The following is a 22,435-nucleotide window of genomic DNA, read 5'->3' on the forward strand; positions in this document are numbered from 1 at the left end:
TTAGAACTGGGAATATTTTTAATGCTTTTAGTGAAAAAGCTTAAGAAGTATAACGTATAAGTATGCTTTGGAAATGCTGGGAACCTCCTACTGATAGGATAGAATCTATTTAAATTTGTAATAGCTTATAAAGTTTCCTATCTAATAATATTATTCAAATCTCTCAATTTTTTTACAAAATAGTTATCATGTATTGCTATTAAAGGCATATTTTTTATTACATTTGAATTCAAATAATAGTGATATAAATTTCGTATTTTTGTGGATTATTTCATATAAGAAATAATCACCTTTTTTTGTAACCAAAATTTAAGTAGTAAGACTTATCTTTATGTTATTAAAAATATAATACTATGAACTTAAAGCTATTTTTATCAGGAATTTTATTATCAACTATCTTGGCAGGGTGTGCAGATAGAAATGAGGATGTCTCTAAACCCGTTGATCTAAGTCAAAAGAGCAGTGATTCTAATATAAAAAAAATAGAATCTGCGAAAGTTGTGATTGATAGCCTGGGTATACCGGAAAATTTAATTGAGAACAACAAAGAAAATGAATCAATCGAACCAACAGAAACAATCGATCCAACAAAACCGGATCGGCCTAAATAGATTAACTATTGAAATAATCGCTTCTGCATTTGTTATCATATCTGCTATATTACCGTTTCTCAACAATGTAGCAGGTTATTTTATAGATGTAAATGTACAATTAGAAAATAACGCAGGAGAAAGAAGATTGGATCTGGATTCTTCAATATATTTTTTATCTATCTCTTCATGTTTTATTTTACTTGCATTAGGCGGATTGTTCAGAGCCAATAGATTCACTTTTTATGCAGCCTTAGTATCTGGATATTTTCACTTAATTACATATATTAAATTCATATTTTTTAATCAGAATAAAGTATCAGCTATAGCCGATATAGCAATTATTATTCTCTTGATATTAATTGTGTTTTTAGTTTTTAAATTAGATAGTTATTATGGGAAATTACGTGTACTAGATAAATTTAACAATAACACATTAGACCGTTTTTCTTCAATACTTTTTAAACGCAATAATATTAAAGAAAATGAATAGCCATAGAGAAAGATTAAAAGTACTTATTGCTCTTTCAGATAAGCTATGGGAAGACTATTCTGAAGATATTATATCGGAGGATGATTATCTGATGAAATTTTATAAGGTAAAAAAAGAAATTAATAATGGTTTTTTAGATACTATGCAGGATCTGGAGGTATTCGCTAAGGATTTAGGCTACTTGATTTTAAGTAGCCCTACAAAAACTTTTATTGGCGGATCTGAAAAGATAATAATTAATAAAAATTAAGTTTACTTGACAACTCCTTTGGTTTGAGTAAGAATTTCTTCTAAATCTTTGTTTTGTTTGGCAATTGCTTTATCATATTTTTTCTCCAATTCAGCTATTTTCTTTTGAATAAATGATAAACCTTTATCTACTGTATCATACTGTGCATACATATTTGCAAGCAGATCACCTAGTTTTTCACTATTATTTTCGTCCTGTAGATCAACTGTTTGTTGGTCTTTTTTTTGGCTCAAATCTAGATTTCCATTTCCAGTTATAAGCCAGTTTAAATTGCCATGCTCTTTAAGTTCCGGATAAACGGTTAAAATCTTAGCTAATTTTTCAACACCTAAATCACTTTTAAGTGCTACTCCTTTAAAATTCGAGGAGGACATACCTGTCTCTTTATAAAAAGTTGTCCTTTTAATATCTTCTTTATCGAGGAATATAAAAATTCGCTCTTTTATGGTCTGAATTTTATCCATAAATTTTTTATTAGGTCTGAATTTAGACTATATTTGTCAAAGATATAACATAGTTAATATAATAATGCCAAAGATAGAATAGAAAATTTAAAAACAAATACACCAAAAGAAAAAAACCAAATATACATGATGAATAAACATAATAGTAAGATTAGAAACTCTGCAAATGATCTTTATAATATATACACAAGTCGAGAAAAGTTGCATGAGTATAAAAATGGATTTAAACTAACTGAAGGAATTTATGATATTGCAGTTTATGAAGACTGCTTTAGTTTAATAGATTTAATATTAGAACAGCAATGTGGACCCAAATTAGAAATTCAAATTTGGGAATTGATAAGAAGAGAAGAGAATGCTTTTAATCTTACATGTTCTAATGTTAGGAATGAAATCCTATATGAGAAAAATAACTTACGAATTGATTTTTATTTTGATTACTTACAGATTTTCAAAATAGGAAAATTATTATGTTTGCCAATAGAGAAAGATATTTATTAATATAGCTTTGGACGTTTGTCATAGCTATGCAATGCAACGTAATTTATGATTAGTGCTAGTAGATCACATGAAAAAAGAATTGTCGAGATTTTAACAGAAAGTTTCGTGAATATTTTAATTGATAATTCAATCAATTTTATAGTAGGATTTGGAAAAAATCGGGAAAAAAAACTAAGAGAACTTTTTCGCTTCCAGTTTAGAATGGCCTTAATGTTTGGAAAAGTATTTATTAATGAAGATTTCAATTCAGTAATTCTCTTCATTCATTCGAAAAATTTTAATTTCAAAAGACTTCTTTTAGAAGTTCAGTTGGTTCTAAGGGTTATTGGAATAAAGAATATTTACAAGGTTTTGAAAAGAGAAAGAGTATTAAAAATGAACCACAGTAATTCAGATTATGTTCATCTGTGGTTAATGGGTACTAAACCTTCATTTCAAGGAAGAGGACAGGGGACTATATTATTGAAACAAGCTTTAGAGCATTATACTGGGAGAACAGTTATTTTAGAAACAACAGCTCTTGATAATTTAAACTTTTATCAAAAATCCGGATTCCAAATTTTTGAAGAAAATCATGTTCTAAATTATCCACTTTACTTCATGAGATATGATTAAAACTCAAATTATACCTACTACATTTATATACCTACTCATCTTCACATTATTGTTTGTCTTTGGTTTTATTAAACTTTTATTTGTATGGAAATCAACTGATAAACAATATGTATTAAAATATGTATTAATATGGATGAATGGTATTATATACAACACTATTGAAGGACTTTTACCTGACAAAAACTTTAAGGTTGATATTATCTCACAAAATATTTTCGCATGGATGATTGGTCTTATTGTGGCTTACCATTTTTTTATTTTCGTTAAAAATGAATACCAACTTAATTATATTTTTAAAAACTTAATGAATGAAAGAATCGGGATGATGGCTTTATTTCTTTTCATTACATTTTTTATTCTGCCATATGTTTTTACAAAGGAATTATTCGTAAGTAGATTATTATTTTTATCATTATTTGTCGTTTTTTTATTTTTATTTCTATTCTTCATTGTAAACAAAAAGATTAATACAATTCTTAATGAGCAGCAATTTTTTCTTAAAATTCATGCAATTAATGGGATTTTATCTTTTTCTTTTTTTTGTGGCTTTCCAATAGTTATATTGATATATGGGGATAATCAGCTAATTGAGCATACAGTGTATTCTGCCGCTATTTTTATAACATCTATAGATTATTTTCTTTATTCCAGAAGAAACAAAGAGCTTCAAAATTTATTTTCTGTAGATTCTTTATCAAAAAGAGAAAAAGAGGTCCTTCTGTTAATTTTGAATAACCCAGAAATGAAGTATCCTGATTTAAGTGATGCTCTAAATATTTCTGAAAAGACTTTGTCTACTCATTTAAGTTCTATTTATAAAAAAACGGGTTTGAAGAGTAAAAGCAAAATTGAAGAACATAATAAAATACTTATTAGACTTATTTCTCAATAGTATTGAAAATCAACAATAAGGGTTACCCTTAGAACATTTCAGGGGGTATTTCAGGGTATTTTTCTAGATATTTAGGTAATGAAATAATAAGTTTGATTCTTAATAATATTAAAGAGAAATTTTAATGCAGATAGTTATGAAAAATCACCTTGAGTCAGCCAATAAATATTACAGTCATTACGTTATTTCAGAAGTTTTTCACAATTTTCAGCAAGGGTTTTTATTGACAGATGGAATCTTTGAAGTTGCAGGGGAAGAAGAATGTTTTTGGTTCTTAAAAATAATGACTGATGCCCAAGATCATCTGAATTGCTATGATTCACAGACTTGGACTTTAAAGAGAATTGCTTATAAGAAATTTAGAATAGAAGCAACAGATTGTGATGGGAATCTAATTTTTGAACAAGATAAACTGCAATGCAACTTTTTCTTTGATGATCTTGTTGTGTGTATGAAAGACAACTTAATTATGCTTCCGAGTGAATATTTATCTGCAACTAGATCCCAACTAAAAATTACTGCTAATCCATATTATTTAAGATTTCAACTTATGAATACTGAGATGTCGAAAAGAATAGGTTAATGTTTTTTCCGACTATTAATAATCCCTGGGAGATTTACCGGACCGATGGAGCCAACAGCTTCAGGGCCTAGGTTTTCCATCGGCAGCCATCTTTCAGATGGCTTTTTTAATTCGCCAAAAACAATGGCAGGATCTTCTACAGATCGATTTTTAACGAATTATTTTTATAGTCTGGAGAAAGATCCGGATCTGTAATACTTCGTTAAAAATCGGAATAGTTTATAGTTCGTTAAATCATTCCGGTTCCTGGCGATATCCTGCGCTGCCGGAATCATTTTAACGAAGTATTTTTTTTGGGTCAGCTGTCCGGGAATCAGATGCCCCGGCATAGTCCTTCCTGATCCCATTCCCGTCCGCTGAGTGGAATTTCATATATATGTGTGGCATGCCTTGGTAAAAAGCTAAAGGAGGTTGATTCTGGCCAGACACTTCCCCGTTGAAAAGAACAATCCTGCTATTTGCTCCGTCTGAGGTTATATCCGATTTTCTAATGCGAATTTGAAATATTTTTTTCTTAAAACTTCTTTCCTGTAACTTTTTTGGGAATCCATTTTTTTTGCAAAAAATAAACCCACCACAAAAAAGCTACCCCGGCACCCAGCGGAATACTCCGCCCCATTTTTAACCCTAAAATCTTTCACGAGACATTGCATAGAAAAGTCGAATACCTCAGAATGTACGAAGCAAACGAACAGGTGTTCTTTGAAATCAACGGAAAAGCAACTTATCAGAAACGAAACTTATTTTATGCTTTTTACCTACGGCATCTGCCACTTCAGAAAAAGTCAAGTGTCCTCGAATACCAAAGCATACAAACATTTTAAAATCTTAAACCTTTAAACAATATAACTACTAACTAATAAATATAATATTATGAAAAAAACAATTACAATGACCCTTACTACAGGGGAAATAGTCTTAACAATGGACGAAATTAGGCTAATTAAACCAATAATTGATAAAGCTTTTGCTGACTTAGATGAAAGTATTTATGGAAGATTATTAGCTGAAGAACCAACGAAAGTTAAGGAGGAATTGATAAATCTGGGTTACGATAAATTAATTGCACTCGCAAAAATAAATGACAAGGAGAAGGGACCCAGATCCTTTACCAAAAAAATTCGATCTGAAATTTTCAAGAGACACGGCTTAGGTTATAAGCAATTGACAACCTGCATGAGTAGCAAGCAAAGAAATTTATTAAAAGAATTAGGACTTAACTCGAAGTAAGTCGAAGACCTGGGCAAGTCTTTAAAAGGTCTTTAATAATTCTCACAAATACAATTACAATTAAAACCAATGGCAATATTTAATTCAAACTTTTATCCAACCCCAGAAGATTTAATCAGAAAACTTTTAGAACCTTATAGAGTTACAGGAAAATATGATTGGCAAGATATGTTTAGAATTAATGGAAATATTTTAGAACCAAGTGCGGGGAAAGGAGATATTGCAAAATTCATTCAGGATAAAACAAAATCTAAAGTATTTTGTATCGAACTAGAACCTGAGCTTCAACAAATTTTGCGTGCTGATGGTTTTCCAGTAATTCATAGTGACTTTCTAAGTTATGAGAAAGATATGTACTTTGATTTCATTATTATGAACCCTCCTTTTGATAACGGAGATCTTCATCTATTAAAAGCAATAGAGCTTTCTTCTAATACAAAAATTGCATGTATTTTAAATGCAGAAACAATCAAAAACCCTTATTCAGAAAATAGAAAAAGATTAGCTTTTTTTCTAAAAAAGTATGAGGCTAAAATTGATTTTATTGAAAATGCTTTTATAGATGCCGAAAGAAAAACAAATGTAGAAGTTGCATTAATCTGGTTTGAAATCAAAAAGAATGATAGTTTTTTTGAATTCAATTATGTAAAGGATGAAGAGATTTCAAATGAATTTGACTTTAATTTTTCACAATTTGAAGTACAAAAGAATGATATAATTAATAATTTAAAAATACGCTGCGAAAAAACTAAAATAGCTTTAATTGAGAAAATTAAAGCTGATGCAAAATTTAAATACTATTGGGAACAATTTGCAGATGAAGGTTATCAAAACGAAGAAGACTGGATTTTAAAAAATGAAACCCCAGAAAATATTTTTTCACATTTTTCTATAAAATCAAAAGTATTTATGTGGAATTATGTTATTAAATATCTGGATGTAAAAAGATATATGTCTTCATCAATGATCAAAAATTATGATGCATTTATTTCTCAACAATCTATGATGTCTTTTAATAAAGAAAATATTTTTTCTTTTTTCAGTATGGTTATGGGCAATCAGGACAATATTATTAAAGAAATGATAATAGATGTTTTTGATAATCTTACTTCTTATGCTCATGCAAATATTTTACCTGTACCAAAATGGAAGACTAACTCAGCTTATAAGATCAATAAAAAGATTATAGCACCTGCATATGTAAAATATGGAGACTATTGTAATGCGGATCATCTTAGAAAATATGGGGATGCTTTTAAATTAGGCTACTCAGATTGGGGAAGATCTAATCTCTCAGATTTGGATAAAGTTTTATGTGTTATTTCAGGAAAGAGCCTAAACGAAATTACTTCAATTAGTATGGCATTAGAGGATAAATTTAATTTAATTGGTAAAGTAAGAACAGGGGACACTTTTGAAAAAGAGTGCCATTCTACATTCTTTAGAATTAAATTTCATAAAAAAGGAACAATTCATCTAGAATTTAAAGACAAAGAACTTTGGGATGAATTTAATTACCAAGCTTGTCTTGGAAAGAATTGGATTCCTGATGATGAAAAAAGAAAAGACACTCCGAAAAAATCTGATAGAACTGAAAAAAACAGCGAGATTCTGCAACTCGAATTTAATTAATCAATCTAAATTAACTTATCATGAAAAATAAAAAAAGAATAAAAAATAATGCTAATGAGCTTTATAATATTTGTTACCAAAAAGAAAAATTGATTCTTATTAAAGAAATTTTTTTTATTACAGAAGGTATTAATGAAATTATTGAAAATGAAAATTGTATGGACATTATTCAGTTAATTTTGAATCAACAAGATTTCATTTTTTGTGATGTTCAGGATTGGTATATTGAGAGAGAGGACAATGAATTATTTAATATTATATGTAAAGATTCTCTTAAAGAAGTTACTCTAATTATGAATAATATTATAATAGATTTTTATTTTGATTCCCTCCATATAGTTATTAAAAATAATACTGTTTGCCTTCCGATAGAATTTGATTTTTATTTCAATTCCTGATGTTTTTTTTGACTACTAAAAACGATAAAACTAAAGCCTGCAAAAAGCAGGCTTTTTTTATTGTATATATTTTGAAAGTTTTAAAGCGTTGGAATCAAAATTTGAATTTTTTAATTGTAGATATGTTGATTTATCTCTAACACTTATTTTAATTTCTAAGAGATCTTCTAAATCTTTTTCAAAAGATTTTAAAAGCTTAAAAATATTTTTTTTCTGCTTTTCGGTGGCATTTCCAAATGAGTTTTCGATTTGATCCTTAATATAAGCAAATTCTAAAACAGCCTTTTCTTTTTGTTCATTTTTTGAAAATACTGGAGTATTTTCTTTTTGTTGGTCCTGATTTTTATTGTCAATATTCTCCATGAGATTTTTTTTTCAAATATATAAAAAAAAATAATGTTGTTTTGATAGTTATAGTTGTTTAGGTTGTTTCGATTTTGTAATTTTGACTTTTAAAATTTTGTTAAAGGGCGCTTAGTATGCAAGATGTGCTTTTGTACGGATGAACCTCCCAAAAACATCTTGCCTTTTTTTCAAAAAGGAGTAAAAATCGCTCGGAACTCGCATTTTTTTTGAATTAGAATGGAACAAATTGCACGAATAGACATTAGATTATCGAAAGAAGAAAAGGATATTTTAACCAAAAAATGTTCTGAATTAGGGTGTAACTATACTGAATTCGTCATTTCAAAAATAAAAGATGAAGTTGATTACAGTACAAAAAAAAGCATCTTTGATTTTATTAGAAAGGATGATTATTTCTATAGCAAAGTGGACAATAATATTAATCAGATTGCTAAAATTGTTAATGCTGAAAAGCAAATCTCTAATAATCTTTTACAACAACATAATGAGTTAATGAGTAAACTTTATTCCTTATCAAAAGAGAAATCAGATATTATTTTTAAGATCTATAATTTATTAAGTAAATGATTGTTGTATTACATGAAAAAAGTATAAAGGATAAAGATTTTGGTAGCGTTAGATATAACGAAGATAAAATTGATAAAGGTAAGGGAGAGTTAGTTTCTGCAAAAAATTTTCCTTCATTTATTGATGTCCGAAATAAAGATCAGGTTAAACAATATTTAAAGTCTATTGAACCCAGGAATAAGAAATTTGAAAATGTACATTTTCATGTTTCTATTTCTTGTAAAGGTCGTGAGTATTCTAAAGAAACTTTGAAAAATATTGGAGATGATTTCATGAAAAATCTTGGTTATGATAATCAACCTTATATTGCAGTATTTCATAGTGACACAAAAAATAATCATGTCCATTTGGTTTCAACTAATGTCAATGTTGAAAATGGAAAGCAGATGGTACATAGTTATACTAAATTAAAATGTCAGGAAGCTCTAGCTAAAGCAGAGAAAAATATTTTAGGTATTGATTATAATTTAAAATTAGAAAATCTTTTATCATATTCCTGTAATAATATTTCTCAAATTCAAAAATTACTTAAACACAATGGATTCGATTCATATATAGAAGATGATTCGCTTTCAATCTTATATCATGATACAAAACTAAGAGATATTGAAATTAAAAATATTAAACTCACTAATGGAGCTGACCGAAAGTCGGCAAAACAAGTTACAGCTATTTTAAATAAATATAAAGAGATTTCTAACAATAAAGTTTTTGGTATTGTAAATGATAATAAAGTAGTTGATTGGAAAAGTCAATTACAAAAAGATTTAAAAACGAAATTTGGTTTTGATATTTTGTTTTCTTATTCTGAAGATAAAACTCCTTTCGGTTATACACTTATTGATAATAAAAATAAATGTGTTTTTAAAGGATCGGATATTGCAGATATGAAAAATATTTTTACCTTTACGGACATAAAAGTAGACAAAACGATCTTTGACTTTCTGGAAAATTCAATTTTTAAAAATGACGAAACAAAATTAGCTGCTAAATTCTATTTTGAAAGAAAGAACAATTTTAGCATACCTGATTTTTTACTTGACTTTGGAAAAAAAGTACCTTATACTGATTTCATTATTAACAGAAATATTGTTAATGGGTTCTGTAAGGTTAGTGTAAAAGAAACTATTGATTTCAACACACATTTTTCAACTGTTAAGGTAGGAGAGAATTATTTTGTTTTTAATGAAAGAGATAAATATATTTTCAATATTAATGATTTAGTTAATGAAAAGACAGCTAAACAATTTGAAAATAGGATTAGTAATACAAGTAATATTTCTAAACCTGGAAACTCAGAATTCGAAAATAATAATAATGAAAATCTCAAAGAGAATAACATTAACAAATCTGATAAAGATATACTCACTGAGCTAATAAGAGCTGCAAATAGAATACAGCCATCTGGTGAAGATCAGAATTCAGCGTCAAATTATAGAAAAAGAAGAAGAAAGTTTAAAAGATGATTTTAACTGTGACCAATTTCTGTCAGAATATTGGAAAGTCTACACTCGTTATTTATTTATCTAAGTATTTTTTAAAGCATAGAAATTTTGATGAAGTTTATATTATAGACAATGGTAGTGATTTGCTTTTAGAAAATTTATTTCATTCTGAAAAAGAAAAAATCAATCTTAATATTTTAATGGATTCTGTCTCAGATGAGAAGATAAATATTTTAAATAATATTATGATCCTTTCAAAACTTAAAGAACAAAAGACTTTATATCTTGTTGATCTGAGAGCTGACTTTAAAGGTGACATGGTAAATTTGATTAAGCATTCAAATGCTATTATTTCGCCTTTTGCCTACTATGATAATATATTAAGTTCGACAATAGAATTCGGAAAGTTTTTAGAAAATTTTTATGATGGGAATGTATACTTTCTTAACAATTTCTTTGACAAGAATATTTCTTGTGATCAAAATTTAATATATACTTTGTCTTCTTTCGGAAGTATTATTGAATCACCTATTTTTTTTACAAATAATTTGAAACGTTCTTTTTTGAGTGTATATAACGACGAGCTTGTTTTTCGTAAAGCTTTTGAAGAACTCAGTTTTTCTTTATTTGATTAAAATATTTACCACAATGAAAATTTTATTTATCGTTTTATCTGCCTATGGAATTTATTTCTTAGGGCAGATTATTTATGATGCTTTTATAGCAAAACCAAAATCAGCTAATAGAGATCAATCGGAAGATCAAGCAATCATATTGGAGGACCACGATGCCATTGTTCCGGAACCAGAAGAAACTAAAGTAATCAATTTTGATGCTGTTGAAAATTTAGATAGTAATGATCAGATTTTTGCAGAAGAAATTGAGGAAAGGTCTGATGAACAGATATTACTTGATGCCAGGAAAAAAATGGAAGAAGAAACATACATTGAAAGCGAATACGTAAGTGAAGATAATTCAGTTATTGAAATTCCTGAAAGTAATTCAAATTCTTTCATAATGAAATTTCGGGAACTTCTTCAGGGAGAGAATTTACAAACTTATTCAAATGAAGTTATAGAGAATAATATTGATGTTCTTGACTTCATTGAAAATGCAACAAAGATATCATCATTCAATTACGCAGAAGTTCAATTATTTTAAAAATAGTTGTCTTGGTTGTTTTTGGTGTTTTATTTTTTTTACTTTTGCAATTTATTATATAACCAATTAATAGCCATAGAAATTTGATTCAGCTATAGTAGTTTAAAAAGGAATAATTCAAGGATTTTTTTTTTGAATAAAATAGTTGTCTTGATTGTCTTTGTTGTTTAAAATTTATTTATTAACTAATTATTTAAAACTTTTTTACAGATGAAAAAAGCAAATTTTTTTAAGAACAGAAAAAATGTTCTAGGTGTGATGTGTTTGATTGCCTTATTTGGCACAACTTCTTTAATGTTTGCAGGAGGTACTGGGAGTACAGCCGTAACAACAGCAGCTAACTCTATTAAAGGTTACTGGCCAGCAATTACCACTTTAAGTAAAGCCATTGGTGGTGTGGTAGGTGTAATTGGAGGTATTCGTATCTACAATAAGTGGAGTAATGGGGACCAGGATATCAATAAAGAGTTACTAGGTTGGGGTGGATCTTGTTTATTTCTAATTCTTGCACCAACATTTGTTAGTGCATTCTTTAACTAATTAAAGATGGAAAATAACAAGAATAATGTATCTCATTATCCAGTTTACAAAGGGCTTAAAAAGCCCTTTGTTTTTAAAGGCTATAAAGGAAAGTTTATATACTATGCAGCTGGAGGATTGATTTTATCTCTTGTTATCGGTGCGATAGGAACAAGTTTTAATATCATTCTGGGACTTGGTATGATGATCTTGGGTGTTGCAGCAACAATTTATTTTGTGGGGCATTTTCAAAAGACAAGAGGCTTATTTAATAAGTCAAAGGACAGTAAAACTCTTTGGGTTCATCAAAACCGAATAAAAAAAATTATTAACAAATGAAACAGAAAGTATTTAAAAAATCATTTATCGGCTTTGATCTTTCAAGTGTCTATAACACGGACTATGATACTTTAATTGGATGTTATGGGAATCCAATAATAGGAATTAAAATTAAAAATGTTGTAACTCAATACTCTGCTGATGCGGAACTTTACCAAAAATACCATTCTGTTTTTAATCAGTTGGTAAATATTTTAGGTGAAGGACACATTTTTCAGAAGCTAGATATTTTTGATAAAAGAATTTATAAAGCAGAAGATAATAAAGAATATCTGCAAAAAAAGTATTCAGAACACTTTGACGGAAGACTTTTTAAGGTTATCGAAACACTTCTTATTTTTTCGCATTATATAGATAACTCAAAGAAGAAAAGTGACTACAAACATTCAGAAAAGAAATATGCGGATTTTAGGGAAAGAGCAGAAAAAATATTTCTGGTTTTGAAAGACAATGATTTTGATCCGGTATTTATGATGAAAGAAGATTGGGAAAATTATTATTACTCTTATTTAAATATGGATTTCTCTTCATACTATAAATATTTAAATAATATGCAGTCTCTTGATTCACATTTAGAAGTCAATAATCAGGCAGTAAGAGTTATAGATTTTATAGACGTGGAAGATATACAAGTGCCCAATACAGTAGCTCCATATTCCTTTTTAGGGGGAAGTTCCTCAGCTTCAAAAAATACGGCAGTTGATAATTTTAGTTTTTTAAGTGATCTTCAGGAATATAATTGCTTCATTTATAACCAAGTTATAGCGATACCCATCCAGAACGACAGAAATAAAGAACTTCAATTAAAGAAGAATCGCCATGAGGGATTTAAATCTGATCCTGCAAATATTATATTAGCTGACGAAATTGAAGAGCTACTGACAAGCATTGCTAAGGATAATCAATTAATTACTGATGCCTATTTTGGAATAATATTATCCTGTTCAGATAAAGAGCAGCTTGATAAAACGTCATCAATGATTGAATCAAAATTATTTCAAAAAGGAATTATTACTTCTAAACAAAGCTATAATCAATTTGAATTATTCAGGGCATCTATTCCAGGAAACATTAATGAGCTGAAAAGCTACAATTATTTTACATCGACAAGCGAAGCTTCTCTTTGTTTTTTTTTTAAGGAGTCCTATCCTGTTGACGAAAAATCAAATATCTACTTAAGATTTACCGACAGGCAAGGAGTACCATTGAAAGTGGATCTATGCGACCTACCCAGAGAAACCGGAAGAATTAACAACAGAAATAAATTTGTGTTGGGTCCGAGTGGCTCTGGGAAGTCGTTTTTAATGAACAATATAATTGAACAGTATCTGACTTATAATTATGATGTTGTTATAGTTGATACTGGAGATAGTTATTCAGGAACTTGTAAATACTATAATGGTAAGTATATACAATATAAAGAAGATGATCCAATCAGTATGAATCCCTTTAATGTTGCTGAAGCGGAATTTAATATTGAAAAAACAGAATTCTTAGTCAATCTCATTTTCCTTATTTGGCAAGGAGCTGACGAAAGTATGAGTACTACCCAAAAAAGTATTCTTGATAACACTCTACTCTCATATTATAGTCAGTTTTTTAATTCCGGAAGAGATTGGTATAAATCAAAAACTACAGATGAGCTTATCCTGTTTTTAGGACGTTTCAATTATTACGAAGAAGAAATTGTAACGGAATTTAATAGTTCATTTGAAAGTAAAGCTGATAGTTATTATTCGGTACTTGAAATTCCTATGAATGCAACAAAGGATGATATTAAAAAAGCTTTCCGTAGAAAATCAATTATGTACCATCCTGATTCAAATGTAAATAATGAGAACTTCAATGAGGATCATTATCATACAGAATTACAAAAAGTATATAAAGCTTATGAAGTGCTAAATGATGATGAAAAAAGGAAAGAATATGATGAAACACAGTTGGTTGTTACACAATCTACAGAAGTACTGAAGAAACCACGTATTAACTCGGATGAATGGAAAGAGGAATTTAGGAAATACGTGATTGCAAAAATTGAGGATATTGATAGAAAATTCAAAGTAAAAGAATTGTCATTCAATAGCTTTTATGAGTATTGTGAAATTTTTCTTCCGGTGTACCTGAATCATAAAAAACATGCAATTAATGAAGCGGAGTTTAATATCAGAACATTTTTACATGTATTAAAAGATTTCTATAAGGGAGGAAGATACGAAACCACTCTAAACAAAGAAGCTGATAAATCCTTATTTTATGAACCTTTTATTGTTTTTGAAATTGATAATGTAAAAGATAATCCCAAACTTTTCCCTATTGTCACATTAATTATTATGGATACGTTTATTCAAAAAATGCGTTTACGTGAAAATAGAAGGAAAGCTCTAATCATAGAAGAAGCATGGAAAGCAATTGCATCCAAACTGATGGGTGGCTACATTTTGTATTTATACAAAACAGTTCGTAAGTTCTGGGGAGAAGCCATAGTAGTTACGCAGGAACTAAATGATATTATTGGTAATGCTGTTGTAAAGGATAGTATAATAAGTAACTCTGATACCTTCATACTTTTAGATCAGACCAAGTTTAAAGACAATTTTACTGAGATAGCTGCATTACTTTCTCTTAATGAAGTAGAGCAATCTAAAATTTTCACCGTAAATAATCTAAACAATAAATTAAACCGAGCCCCAATGAAAGAATTTTATCTAAAGCGTGGTTCAACTGGAGAGGTATATGGAAATGAAGTTTCTATTGCTCAATATTTAACCTATACGACTGAAAAACCTGAAAAAAAAGCTATTGAAGTATATGTAAAAAAGTTTGGAAACTATCAGGATGCCCTGGAAGAGTTTATTTCGGATATTTCTTTATTTAAGGGAAACATGAAAGATCTAGTTACTATGATAAATATCTATAAAAAACCGATGGACAAAAAAGCCTTAGAATATTATAAAAAGCTAATTAATAAATCGAAAAAGGTTGATTTGAGCAAATATATCAATGAGCAGATGGAAGAGCAAGACTGCACAATTGAAGAGTTAATCACTTAATATTTTATATATGAAAAAAATTACGATAACCTTATTTTTTTGTGTTTTCAGTTTTTTCAAAGCACAAACAACCTATGTTGATATATTGACAGCACCAGCCATGTTGGTATATGCAGGGAACCTAAAAAGTTCACAGGAAAAGACCATAGATGAAATGTCAGCAATAAAACAAAAACAAGCATGGCTAACGTCACAAATGGTTTTAGTAAATGATGTACAGAATAAAGTTTACAAAGGGCTTTCTCAGGTAAATAGTGTTGTATCTAATGGATTACAGCTTAAAAGAATTTACGATGAACTTTCTAAAATGCCACAAAATCTACAGGGGGTTTACGAAGAAGTTTCTAGTCAGCCTGAATATTCGGTTTTTGGTGTAAAGGCAGGACAGTTGGTATACAATAAATCAATAGAATACTATGCTGAAGTTTCAGAGCTTTTATCAAGTGGTGAATTTAATTTAATGACATCAGGAGATAGAATGTTACTATTAGAAAGCTTAGAGCAAAAAACGAGAATGCTAAATTTTTATTTGATAAATATTAAGTATTCAATTATGCGAGCTAAGGCTAAAGGTTGGTGGAGAGCTATTAATCCATTTCAGGATTATATGGACACGGATAAGGCTATTTTTGATCAGATTATTAACCAGGCATCCATTTATTAAAAATCATGAGAAATTGTAAAATACTTTATACTATACTTCTAATACTAGCATTTTACAAAGCCTCGTCTCAAATTTCTTCCCAAGATCATGTATGTTTTTATATGATGAATACAGAAATTAAAGAGGCTGTAGATGAAGACCCTAGACAGTATGACATGAGAAATGGAGCAGTACAAAATTTTGCTTTGGAGGAAGTTAATAAAGGAGAGTTTAAAAAAATGGATGAGACAACCCAAAAGATTAGGTCGAGACTCAGCAGTGTTTCCCTTCTAATCCAGGGGATTCCATTTGCGTGGAATATTACAAAATATACACAGGGTACCTATGAATATCAGAGTAAAATTTTTCAAGAACTTCAGGATGCTCCAGCTTTTATTTTAGTTGCACTACCTGATCAGGTTTCTTTTGCTCAACAATTACAGCAAAATACCCTGTTTCTTTATGGGATTATTGCATCATATGGTGTTATTAATCAGATGGAAAGTAAAGAGCGAAGGATCTTATTAAAATTCGCTGAAAATGAATTCCAATCACTCTATTATCAAGCCATTGGAATTTATTCCAAAATAAGAACAGCTAAGTCAACTTTTGCCTGGAAAAAAGCAATGTTCTTTGCGGGAATAGAAGAGGATAAACAAATGTTCAAAGAAATACTCCAAAATTTATAATTATGAAAAAAATAATATCAGGATCATTTTTTTTATTTTTTGTCAATGTATTTTCACAGAACTATGTTACCATGTACTACAATCCTGAGTTTCATGCGCAGGTTACATCTAATCATGGGATGAGAATAGCAAGTGAAAACCTTTTGAGAAATAGATATGAATCCATTAAGGATAAATACGAAGAAATAAATCAGAAGGCTGCACAAATTTTAGTCATTCGACAACAGCTTCATTCTTATCTTACCAATGTTCACAGCCTCATTGCAAATGGCCAGCAACTTAAAAGAATATATACTGATCTACAACAATTATTTAATCATTTAGGTGAAATGTCACAGCTGGCAGGTCAATATCCTGAATATGTTGTTTTCTGTACTCCAACTTTTAATAAAGCTTATATTAAGGCTATTGAGTGCCAACAATACATAACTTCAATTATATTAAAAGAAGATCCTAAATATTTAATTGACATGCACAATCGGACTTTATTTTTGGCTAAAGTTCAAGGTGAAATAAGAGATTTGAATCTATTGGTTTATTCAGTTGTACTTTATATTAAAAATGCAAAGTCAATTCCATACTGGAGGCATATCCCTAATATGGATTTGTATTATACAATGGATAAGGAATTAATTAAACAAATTTTACAACAAGCAAGTTGGCTATGAAAAAAATATTTTTTTTATCAGTTTTTCTTCTCTCTTTCTTTCCTTACTCCCAGTCAGTAAAACGATTGAAAGATTTAAGTATAGTTGGCCAGGAAAAAAGACAAGTATTTTATGAGTGGAATGACTGGAGGCCTAAACCAACTTACTTTTTAGGAGTTCAGACTAATTTTGCATATGGTCAAATATGGGGTATGTGGGCACCATCCAGAAATCGAGATTATAAGAATGGTCCAGATATCAGGCCTTTAACTCCGATAGGAAAACAAGCTCAGAGACAGGTTCAAATGGATATGATGGATGACAGAACTAATAAGCTTCTAAATCATACTAATTCTTGGAAAGAGCAGGAAAATAATGAGTTTCTAAACTATACAAATCTTACTACAATCAGTGATCCTCTCTATTTAGTTTATTATAAACCTAATTTGAATTCACTAGAAGGTTTTAATATAAACAGTCCCTTTTACGTTGATTGGGGGTTTTCTAAGGAAAAACCATTTAAGGAAGCACAACAATATGGTATGATTGCACATTATCGTGAAATGATTTTAGAACTTAAAGATAAATATAGTATCGCCAAAAAAGTTGATGTCAGTAGAGGGAAAAGATTGTTAATGTATCATGACGTCTTTCTGGAATGGAGACGGATGAAACAAAGGTTGAAAGACCTCGAAAGCACTTTTTATTTACAGGATATTTCTAAGGCAGATCTTATGAAATGGAAACAATCACAAATTCCAAATTATACCAGGTCGGACGCTGAAATATTTCAGGAAGCTTTAAATCAAGCAAATATCTATTAAATCATGAAAAATAAAGAATTTTATTTAAAAAGCATTTTTATAATGCTTTTTTTTAGTCCCACACTTTTATGGGCTACATCTGCAGTTCAGACCCCTCCTAAGAGTGATGAATTTTATCAGAAGGCAGTTGATTTCTTACAAGGAAAAGGAGTAATTGAGGACTGGTTCTCGCAATCATTTATGCCTCTTTTTAACACATTCATGGTAAGTGAATATGGAAGCATGATTATTTTGGGACAGGCTATAGCCGGAGCGGGTACTTTACTATACCTGTCATACATAGGTTGGCAAATGCTGGCAGGAGATAAACAATGGGAAATTATGCCAATTTTAAAGCCATTTGCCACGGCATTCGTGTTAATGAATTGGCTGGCATTTACAAATATTATTAAAAAGCCATGTGATATGCTACGGGACGGAGCGGTTGCTGCATTTCAATCTGAGCAAGACCAAGTGAGTGCTTTAAGATGGAAGCGTTTTAAGTATGTCAATATGATGATAGACAGGATATATGAACAACAGGGTGATGCTCTAGCGAAAAAAGAACAGCAAGAACAGGCCAATCAAAGCATGTTGGAAGATATTGCAGATACTGTACTTTCAGCTGGAGACAGTCTATTAGCTCCTGTATATGAGTTAACAGCTCGGTTACAGGTTCAGGTATCTTTAGCTTTATCTGCTTTATTAGAAACCATATGTTTATGGGTTCTCCGAGTCGCTGTATATGCAATAATTTTTGTTTCACTTTTATTTGCAACTTTCTTAATTATTACAGGACCAATTTCAATTGGAATTTCAGTAATACCAATATTTGCTACCTCTTTTTCTACATGGGTGGCCAGATTCATAAATATTAATCTTTATGGTTTTGTTGCGTTTACAACACTTAGGCTTGGAATGATATTAATCAAATTTGGTTACACCGCAGAAATTGAAAGATATTCCAAGATTCTCGCAGACGATGGCTCTATTTCCAATACCGGAATGTTCATGCAGGTAATGCAATCAAATCAGTTTAATCTAGGATTGGTTGCAGTTACAATGTTAGTGACGGCCGTTGGAGTATTTATGACCCCAACATTATGTAATTACATTATATCTGCTAATGGTATTAGTTCCGGAATGAGTGGAAGTAAAAGAGCTGGAGGGATGGTGACAAAAGCAGTTGCAGCAGTTGCAACTAAAGGAGCAAGTTTACTAAAAAAATAAAATAATAATAATGGGAATTGTAGCAGATTTAGAAAAGAAAATGAAACTTAGTAAGACAGTTGGAATAATGTGTTTAGTTCTTTCTGTGGTAATTGTAATTGCTGGTTTTATATTTTCTTATCTCTTAATAAGTGATTCAAGAAAAACAATTTATGTATTGGATAATGGAGTTCCGGTGCTAGTTAAACAGACAGATTATACAATGAACCGGGAGCTTGAATATAAATCTCAGGTAGATTTATTTCACTCAATATTTTTTACCATAGCACCTGATGATGATTATATAAAGGCCCAAATGAAAAAAGCTCTATATCTGATTGATGAATCAGGTAATAAGGAGTATATGGCTCTAAAAGAGTCCGGGTTTTATAATCAGATTATTTCCTCAAATTCTATTGTTACAGTCATTAAAGACAGTATAAAAATGGATTATGCCAATAAAGCTTTTACTTTTTACGGTAGAGAATATATAAATAGAAAAACCCAGTTGATTGAGCGCAATCTTATAACACATGGGAAGTTTAGAGATATCCCAAGAACGGATAATAATACTCATGGTGTTTTGTTAGAAGATTGGCGAATAGTAGATAATACAGATATTAAAACCCTTAAAAAATAACTATGGAAAAAGATACAGTTCAGCCAAAACCGGAGAAAAATGCCGTAGTTGAAAAAATAAAAGCTGGAAAGGAAAAGGCGGTGAAGTATATAAAAGAACATCCTAAAAATGTTTTGTATACAATGGTTGCTTTGACCATTTTTTCGATTTTCAGCAATATACTTTACTATAACTATACCGTAAAAAATGCAAAGGTATCGTATAAGCAAATGTCAGATAAGCTCTTTAATACTGAAGATCGCAATATTGAAAAGAAGCAGAATGTTTCTATTGTTCAACAGGCAGGAGATTATTTAGAAATGAAAAAAGACCTAGACAAACTCAAAGAATTTCAAAATAGGAAAAATCTTACTAAGCAAGATACTTTAGAAATTCGGAGGATAACCAAAAAATATAATTTAAGATAATGGCTTTCGCAATAAATAAATTAAATTTCAAACAGCCCAAGTATATTATTCCACTAATTACAATGCCTTTCGCATTATTTATTAGTTATAATCTTAATCAATTTGGGGGGAAAGAGGAGGCTGTTAAAGTAGAAGAGTTATCAACCAATTTAGGTAATGCTGAAGAAGTTGAAGATATATTTGATAAAGGAAAAGCTTATGATAATGCTTATCAGATGCAGAAAGATCAGGGTACTGCCTTAGCTACTATTGATGAAGAATCAGATAGCCTGGCATTTTACAAGGATAATATGACACCTGCTCAGAGAAGGCAGATGGATTCAATAAAGGCCATGAAGAAAATGCAACGTGAACTGGAAAATTCTAGAATCGCTGCAAATGCCATTAAAACTGATTATTATAATCCAAATAATCGCACAGGTAGAAGTTTTGCAGGCGATACAAAAGCACGGGAGGATCAGGATTATAACAGAAATATGAAACTATTGGAGGCCATTAATTCTGATAATACAGAAAAAAGAAAACCTTCAAGAACCAAAGCTGATGATTATAACGAATCTCCTGATAAATGGAGAAAAGAACAACTAAGATTAATGAGGGAGCAAATGATGTTTGCTGATTCCCTGGAGAAATCAAAAGATCCGGAATTTATTAAACAGCAACTGCTTCAGAAGATGAATGCTGCAAACAATAAAAAGAAAAGATTTTACCTTAATTCATCTTTGAAAGTTACTAAGGATAACAAGACAAACCATTTTAACAGCTTTTATAGAGAGAATAATGAATCTTTTATTAAGGCAATTGTAGATGAAAATCTTAAAGGTTATATGGGGAGTCGTTTAAAATTAAGATTATTAGATGATATCTATATAGGAAACCTGAAAATAGATAAAGGAACCCCTCTTTTTGCACTTATTACGGGGTTTGATTCTCAACGGGTAAAGCTTTCAGTTGTTTCAGTTCTTTATAAGAATCAGATCCTTCCTATTAACTTAAATATTTATGATATTGATGGTATGGAAGGTTTGTACGTTCCTGCTTCTCAATTTAGAGAAATGACTCGTGAAATGGGGACTAACCTTGTGCAAGGTCAGCAATTAAATAATGGTAATTCTGACTTTTTTGGCAATATGTTAACTTCACTTTATCAATCATCATCGCAAACCATTTCTAAGGTACTAAGAGAAAATAAGGTAAAAGTAAAGTATAATACTCATATCTATTTAATTGATAATTCAGAAATGGACAAAAGAAGACAAGAAATCTATAAAAACAATCAATAAACAAGTCATGAAATATATATTATCATTCTTCCTTTTACTAGGAACAATTTCAACGATTTTTGCACAGTCCGGCACGGAACCCAATTTAGGAGTTATTCAACAAAATAAGATTTTTGAAAATCGACTATCGGTAATATTTATTACCAAAGACGTAAATATCTTATTCAGATCTCCAGAGAAAATACAGTTTGTAGATTTAAGTTCTGATAAACTAATTGGTGATCTTCCGGCAGAAAATTTAGTTAGATTAAAAATTTCAAAATTCAAATCTCCGGAGAATATTACAGACTCTCTTCAGATATTTAATAAAGAAGAGATTCATTATTTTGAAGGTGAAAATATTGGTGTTATCTCGGTAGTAGGACAATCCTTTATAGCTCAATACAAATTAGTCTACACATCAAATAGTCTTGCTTACGGAAGTTCTGTTGAGAATAAAGTAATAACGAATGTTCAAATAACTGAACAGGATATGCAGCCACTAGAATATCCTTCTAATTCTCTTTCAGATTTTGAAATGAAAAAATACGCTCAGAAGATCATTAAGTATGGAGATAAATATGCCGTTAGAAAGAGTAGTGATTTTAAAATGGGAGCTATTGTTAATAATTTATATGCCTATGATGATTATATTTTCTTAGATATCACTTTTACAAACACAACAAATTTACCCTATGAAATCGCGAATGTTGAATTTTCAATAGATGATAAGAAAATTTATAAAGCAACTAATAATCAGAGCATAACCATAAAGCCAATTTACCAGCTTTTCGAACATACCCGGTTTAAAAAACAGTTTAGAAATATTTATGTTCTGAAGAAATTTACATTTCCAAATAATAAGATTTTAAACATTCGTATTTATGAAAATGGAATTTCAGGAAGAACTTTGACAACAGCTATAAAGTATAATGATCTTCTTGAAGCTGATACCTTCTAATTTTTACTTGTCTTATTAATATGAAGACCATCTTTAATTAGATGGTCTTCATTTCTTCTAACCTTAAATCAAATGAAAT

The 22,435-nt window shown here is 29.7% G+C and carries 29 protein-coding genes; 26 read left to right on the forward strand and 3 right to left on the reverse strand.

Going from position 1 to position 22,435, the window contains the following annotated elements; translation table 11 throughout:
• Nucleotides 1–353 precede the first annotated feature (353 nt).
• The 3 genes from NZD88_RS20640 to NZD88_RS20650 are packed head-to-tail and all read left to right on the forward strand — an operon-like array spanning nt 354 to nt 1,333.
• Nucleotides 354–611: a hypothetical protein gene (locus NZD88_RS20640; RefSeq protein ID WP_259831657.1), complete on the forward strand. Its 258-nt coding sequence runs from the start codon at nt 354–356 to the stop codon at nt 609–611.
• On the forward strand, nt 553–1,083 hold the full coding sequence (locus NZD88_RS20645) for a hypothetical protein (RefSeq protein ID WP_259831658.1): 531 nt from the start codon (nt 553–555) through the stop codon (nt 1,081–1,083). The genes NZD88_RS20640 and NZD88_RS20645 overlap by 59 nt, the downstream gene beginning before the upstream one ends.
• A complete protein-coding gene (locus NZD88_RS20650; RefSeq protein ID WP_259831659.1) occupies nt 1,076–1,333 on the forward strand; it encodes a hypothetical protein in 258 nt (85 codons plus the stop codon). The genes NZD88_RS20645 and NZD88_RS20650 overlap by 8 nt, the downstream gene beginning before the upstream one ends.
• A gap of 2 nt (nt 1,334–1,335) precedes the next feature.
• On the opposite strand, the gene NZD88_RS20655 is transcribed toward NZD88_RS20650, so the two are convergent.
• Nucleotides 1,336–1,797 carry a hypothetical protein gene (locus NZD88_RS20655; protein ID WP_259831660.1) on the reverse strand — a complete coding sequence of 154 codons (462 nt, stop codon included), beginning with the start codon at nt 1,795–1,797 and terminating at the stop codon, nt 1,336–1,338.
• 126 nt (nt 1,798–1,923) lie between these two features.
• On the opposite strand from NZD88_RS20655, the gene NZD88_RS20660 reads away from it, so the two are divergent.
• The 4 genes from NZD88_RS20660 to NZD88_RS20675 all read left to right on the forward strand — a co-directional run bounded on the left by NZD88_RS20660 (nt 1,924) and on the right by NZD88_RS20675 (nt 4,388).
• A complete protein-coding gene (locus tag NZD88_RS20660) occupies nt 1,924–2,298 on the forward strand; it encodes a DUF6876 family protein (RefSeq protein WP_259831661.1) in 375 nt (124 codons plus the stop codon).
• A gap of 105 nt (nt 2,299–2,403) precedes the next feature.
• The gene (locus NZD88_RS20665) at nt 2,404–2,913 is read left to right on the forward strand and encodes a GNAT family N-acetyltransferase (protein ID WP_259831662.1); all 510 of its coding nucleotides are present in this window, start codon (nt 2,404–2,406) and stop codon (nt 2,911–2,913) included.
• A 133-nt stretch (nt 2,914–3,046) separates the two neighbouring features.
• A complete protein-coding gene (locus NZD88_RS20670) occupies nt 3,047–3,805 on the forward strand; it encodes a helix-turn-helix transcriptional regulator (protein WP_259831663.1) in 759 nt (252 codons plus the stop codon).
• A 136-nt stretch (nt 3,806–3,941) separates the two neighbouring features.
• Complete coding sequence (locus NZD88_RS20675) at nt 3,942–4,388, forward strand: DUF6876 family protein (protein WP_259831665.1); 447 nt, start codon at nt 3,942–3,944, stop codon at nt 4,386–4,388.
• Between the two features lie 164 nt (nt 4,389–4,552).
• On the opposite strand, the gene NZD88_RS20680 is transcribed toward NZD88_RS20675, so the two are convergent.
• Nucleotides 4,553–4,735, reverse strand: coding sequence for a hypothetical protein (locus NZD88_RS20680; RefSeq protein WP_259831667.1), 183 nt, complete (start codon nt 4,733–4,735; stop codon nt 4,553–4,555).
• 526 nt (nt 4,736–5,261) lie between these two features.
• Here NZD88_RS20680 and NZD88_RS20685 point away from each other — a divergent pair.
• The 3 genes from NZD88_RS20685 (at nt 5,262) to NZD88_RS20695 (ending at nt 7,648) form a co-directional block, all read left to right on the forward strand.
• Nucleotides 5,262–5,618, forward strand: coding sequence for a hypothetical protein (locus NZD88_RS20685; RefSeq protein WP_259831669.1), 357 nt, complete (start codon nt 5,262–5,264; stop codon nt 5,616–5,618).
• Nucleotides 5,619–5,687: 69 nt separating this feature from the next.
• Nucleotides 5,688–7,250, forward strand: coding sequence for a DUF4942 domain-containing protein (locus NZD88_RS20690; protein WP_259831670.1), 1,563 nt, complete (start codon nt 5,688–5,690; stop codon nt 7,248–7,250).
• A gap of 20 nt (nt 7,251–7,270) precedes the next feature.
• Nucleotides 7,271–7,648 (forward strand): DUF6876 family protein, encoded by a 378-nt coding sequence (locus tag NZD88_RS20695; RefSeq protein WP_259831671.1) that lies wholly within the window; start codon nt 7,271–7,273, stop codon nt 7,646–7,648.
• Between the two features lie 57 nt (nt 7,649–7,705).
• Here the strand turns inward: NZD88_RS20695 and NZD88_RS20700 are convergent, their stop codons facing one another.
• Nucleotides 7,706–8,011: a hypothetical protein gene (locus NZD88_RS20700; RefSeq protein ID WP_259831672.1), complete on the reverse strand. Its 306-nt coding sequence runs from the start codon at nt 8,009–8,011 to the stop codon at nt 7,706–7,708.
• A 219-nt stretch (nt 8,012–8,230) separates the two neighbouring features.
• Here NZD88_RS20700 and NZD88_RS20705 point away from each other — a divergent pair, with 219 nt between their 5' ends.
• The 16 genes from NZD88_RS20705 (at nt 8,231) to NZD88_RS20780 (ending at nt 22,356) form a co-directional block, all read left to right on the forward strand.
• Nucleotides 8,231–8,581 (forward strand): DUF1778 domain-containing protein, encoded by a 351-nt coding sequence (locus NZD88_RS20705; RefSeq protein ID WP_259831673.1) that lies wholly within the window; start codon nt 8,231–8,233, stop codon nt 8,579–8,581.
• Nucleotides 8,578–10,047 carry a relaxase/mobilization nuclease domain-containing protein gene (locus tag NZD88_RS20710; RefSeq protein WP_259831676.1) on the forward strand — a complete coding sequence of 490 codons (1,470 nt, stop codon included), beginning with the start codon at nt 8,578–8,580 and terminating at the stop codon, nt 10,045–10,047. Before NZD88_RS20705 ends, NZD88_RS20710 begins: the two co-directional genes overlap by 4 nt.
• On the forward strand, nt 10,044–10,661 hold the full coding sequence (locus NZD88_RS20715; protein ID WP_259831678.1) for a hypothetical protein: 618 nt from the start codon (nt 10,044–10,046) through the stop codon (nt 10,659–10,661). Before NZD88_RS20710 ends, NZD88_RS20715 begins: the two co-directional genes overlap by 4 nt.
• 13 nt (nt 10,662–10,674) lie before the next feature.
• Entirely contained in the window at nt 10,675–11,187 is a 513-nt protein-coding gene (locus NZD88_RS20720) for a hypothetical protein (RefSeq protein ID WP_259831679.1), read from the forward strand.
• A gap of 210 nt (nt 11,188–11,397) precedes the next feature.
• Entirely contained in the window at nt 11,398–11,727 is a 330-nt protein-coding gene (locus tag NZD88_RS20725) for a DUF4134 domain-containing protein (RefSeq protein ID WP_259831680.1), read from the forward strand.
• Between the two features lie 6 nt (nt 11,728–11,733).
• On the forward strand, nt 11,734–12,045 hold the full coding sequence (locus NZD88_RS20730) for a DUF4133 domain-containing protein (RefSeq protein WP_259831681.1): 312 nt from the start codon (nt 11,734–11,736) through the stop codon (nt 12,043–12,045).
• Nucleotides 12,042–15,095: a TraG/VirB4 family ATPase gene (locus tag NZD88_RS20735; protein ID WP_259831682.1), complete on the forward strand. Its 3,054-nt coding sequence runs from the start codon at nt 12,042–12,044 to the stop codon at nt 15,093–15,095. The genes NZD88_RS20730 and NZD88_RS20735 overlap by 4 nt, the downstream gene beginning before the upstream one ends.
• 10 nt (nt 15,096–15,105) lie before the next feature.
• Nucleotides 15,106–15,759 carry a hypothetical protein gene (locus NZD88_RS20740; protein ID WP_259831683.1) on the forward strand — a complete coding sequence of 218 codons (654 nt, stop codon included), beginning with the start codon at nt 15,106–15,108 and terminating at the stop codon, nt 15,757–15,759.
• 101 nt (nt 15,760–15,860) lie between these two features.
• Complete coding sequence (locus tag NZD88_RS20745; protein WP_259831684.1) at nt 15,861–16,427, forward strand: hypothetical protein; 567 nt, start codon at nt 15,861–15,863, stop codon at nt 16,425–16,427.
• A gap of 2 nt (nt 16,428–16,429) precedes the next feature.
• On the forward strand, nt 16,430–17,095 hold the full coding sequence (locus NZD88_RS20750) for a hypothetical protein (protein WP_259831685.1): 666 nt from the start codon (nt 16,430–16,432) through the stop codon (nt 17,093–17,095).
• Nucleotides 17,092–17,898, forward strand: a complete 807-nt coding sequence (locus tag NZD88_RS20755; RefSeq protein WP_259831686.1) for a hypothetical protein — start codon at nt 17,092–17,094, stop codon at nt 17,896–17,898. Before NZD88_RS20750 ends, NZD88_RS20755 begins: the two co-directional genes overlap by 4 nt.
• Nucleotides 17,899–17,901: 3 nt before the next feature.
• Nucleotides 17,902–19,107, forward strand: coding sequence for a TraJ family protein (locus NZD88_RS20760; RefSeq protein ID WP_259831687.1), 1,206 nt, complete (start codon nt 17,902–17,904; stop codon nt 19,105–19,107).
• Nucleotides 19,108–19,117: 10 nt separating this feature from the next.
• Nucleotides 19,118–19,726: a conjugative transposon protein TraK gene (gene traK, locus NZD88_RS20765; protein WP_259831688.1), complete on the forward strand. Its 609-nt coding sequence runs from the start codon at nt 19,118–19,120 to the stop codon at nt 19,724–19,726.
• A gap of 2 nt (nt 19,727–19,728) precedes the next feature.
• The gene (locus NZD88_RS20770) at nt 19,729–20,133 is read left to right on the forward strand and encodes a hypothetical protein (RefSeq protein WP_259831689.1); all 405 of its coding nucleotides are present in this window, start codon (nt 19,729–19,731) and stop codon (nt 20,131–20,133) included.
• Nucleotides 20,133–21,416 (forward strand): conjugative transposon protein TraM, encoded by a 1,284-nt coding sequence (traM, locus tag NZD88_RS20775; RefSeq protein WP_259831690.1) that lies wholly within the window; start codon nt 20,133–20,135, stop codon nt 21,414–21,416. The genes NZD88_RS20770 and traM overlap by 1 nt, the downstream gene beginning before the upstream one ends.
• A gap of 7 nt (nt 21,417–21,423) precedes the next feature.
• Entirely contained in the window at nt 21,424–22,356 is a 933-nt protein-coding gene (locus NZD88_RS20780; protein ID WP_259831692.1) for a conjugative transposon protein TraN, read from the forward strand.
• The last annotated feature ends 79 nt before the right edge of the window (nt 22,357–22,435 follow it).

This window comes from Chryseobacterium pyrolae, from assembly GCF_025153485.1.
Lineage (GTDB): Bacteria > Bacteroidota > Bacteroidia > Flavobacteriales > Weeksellaceae > Chryseobacterium > Chryseobacterium antibioticum.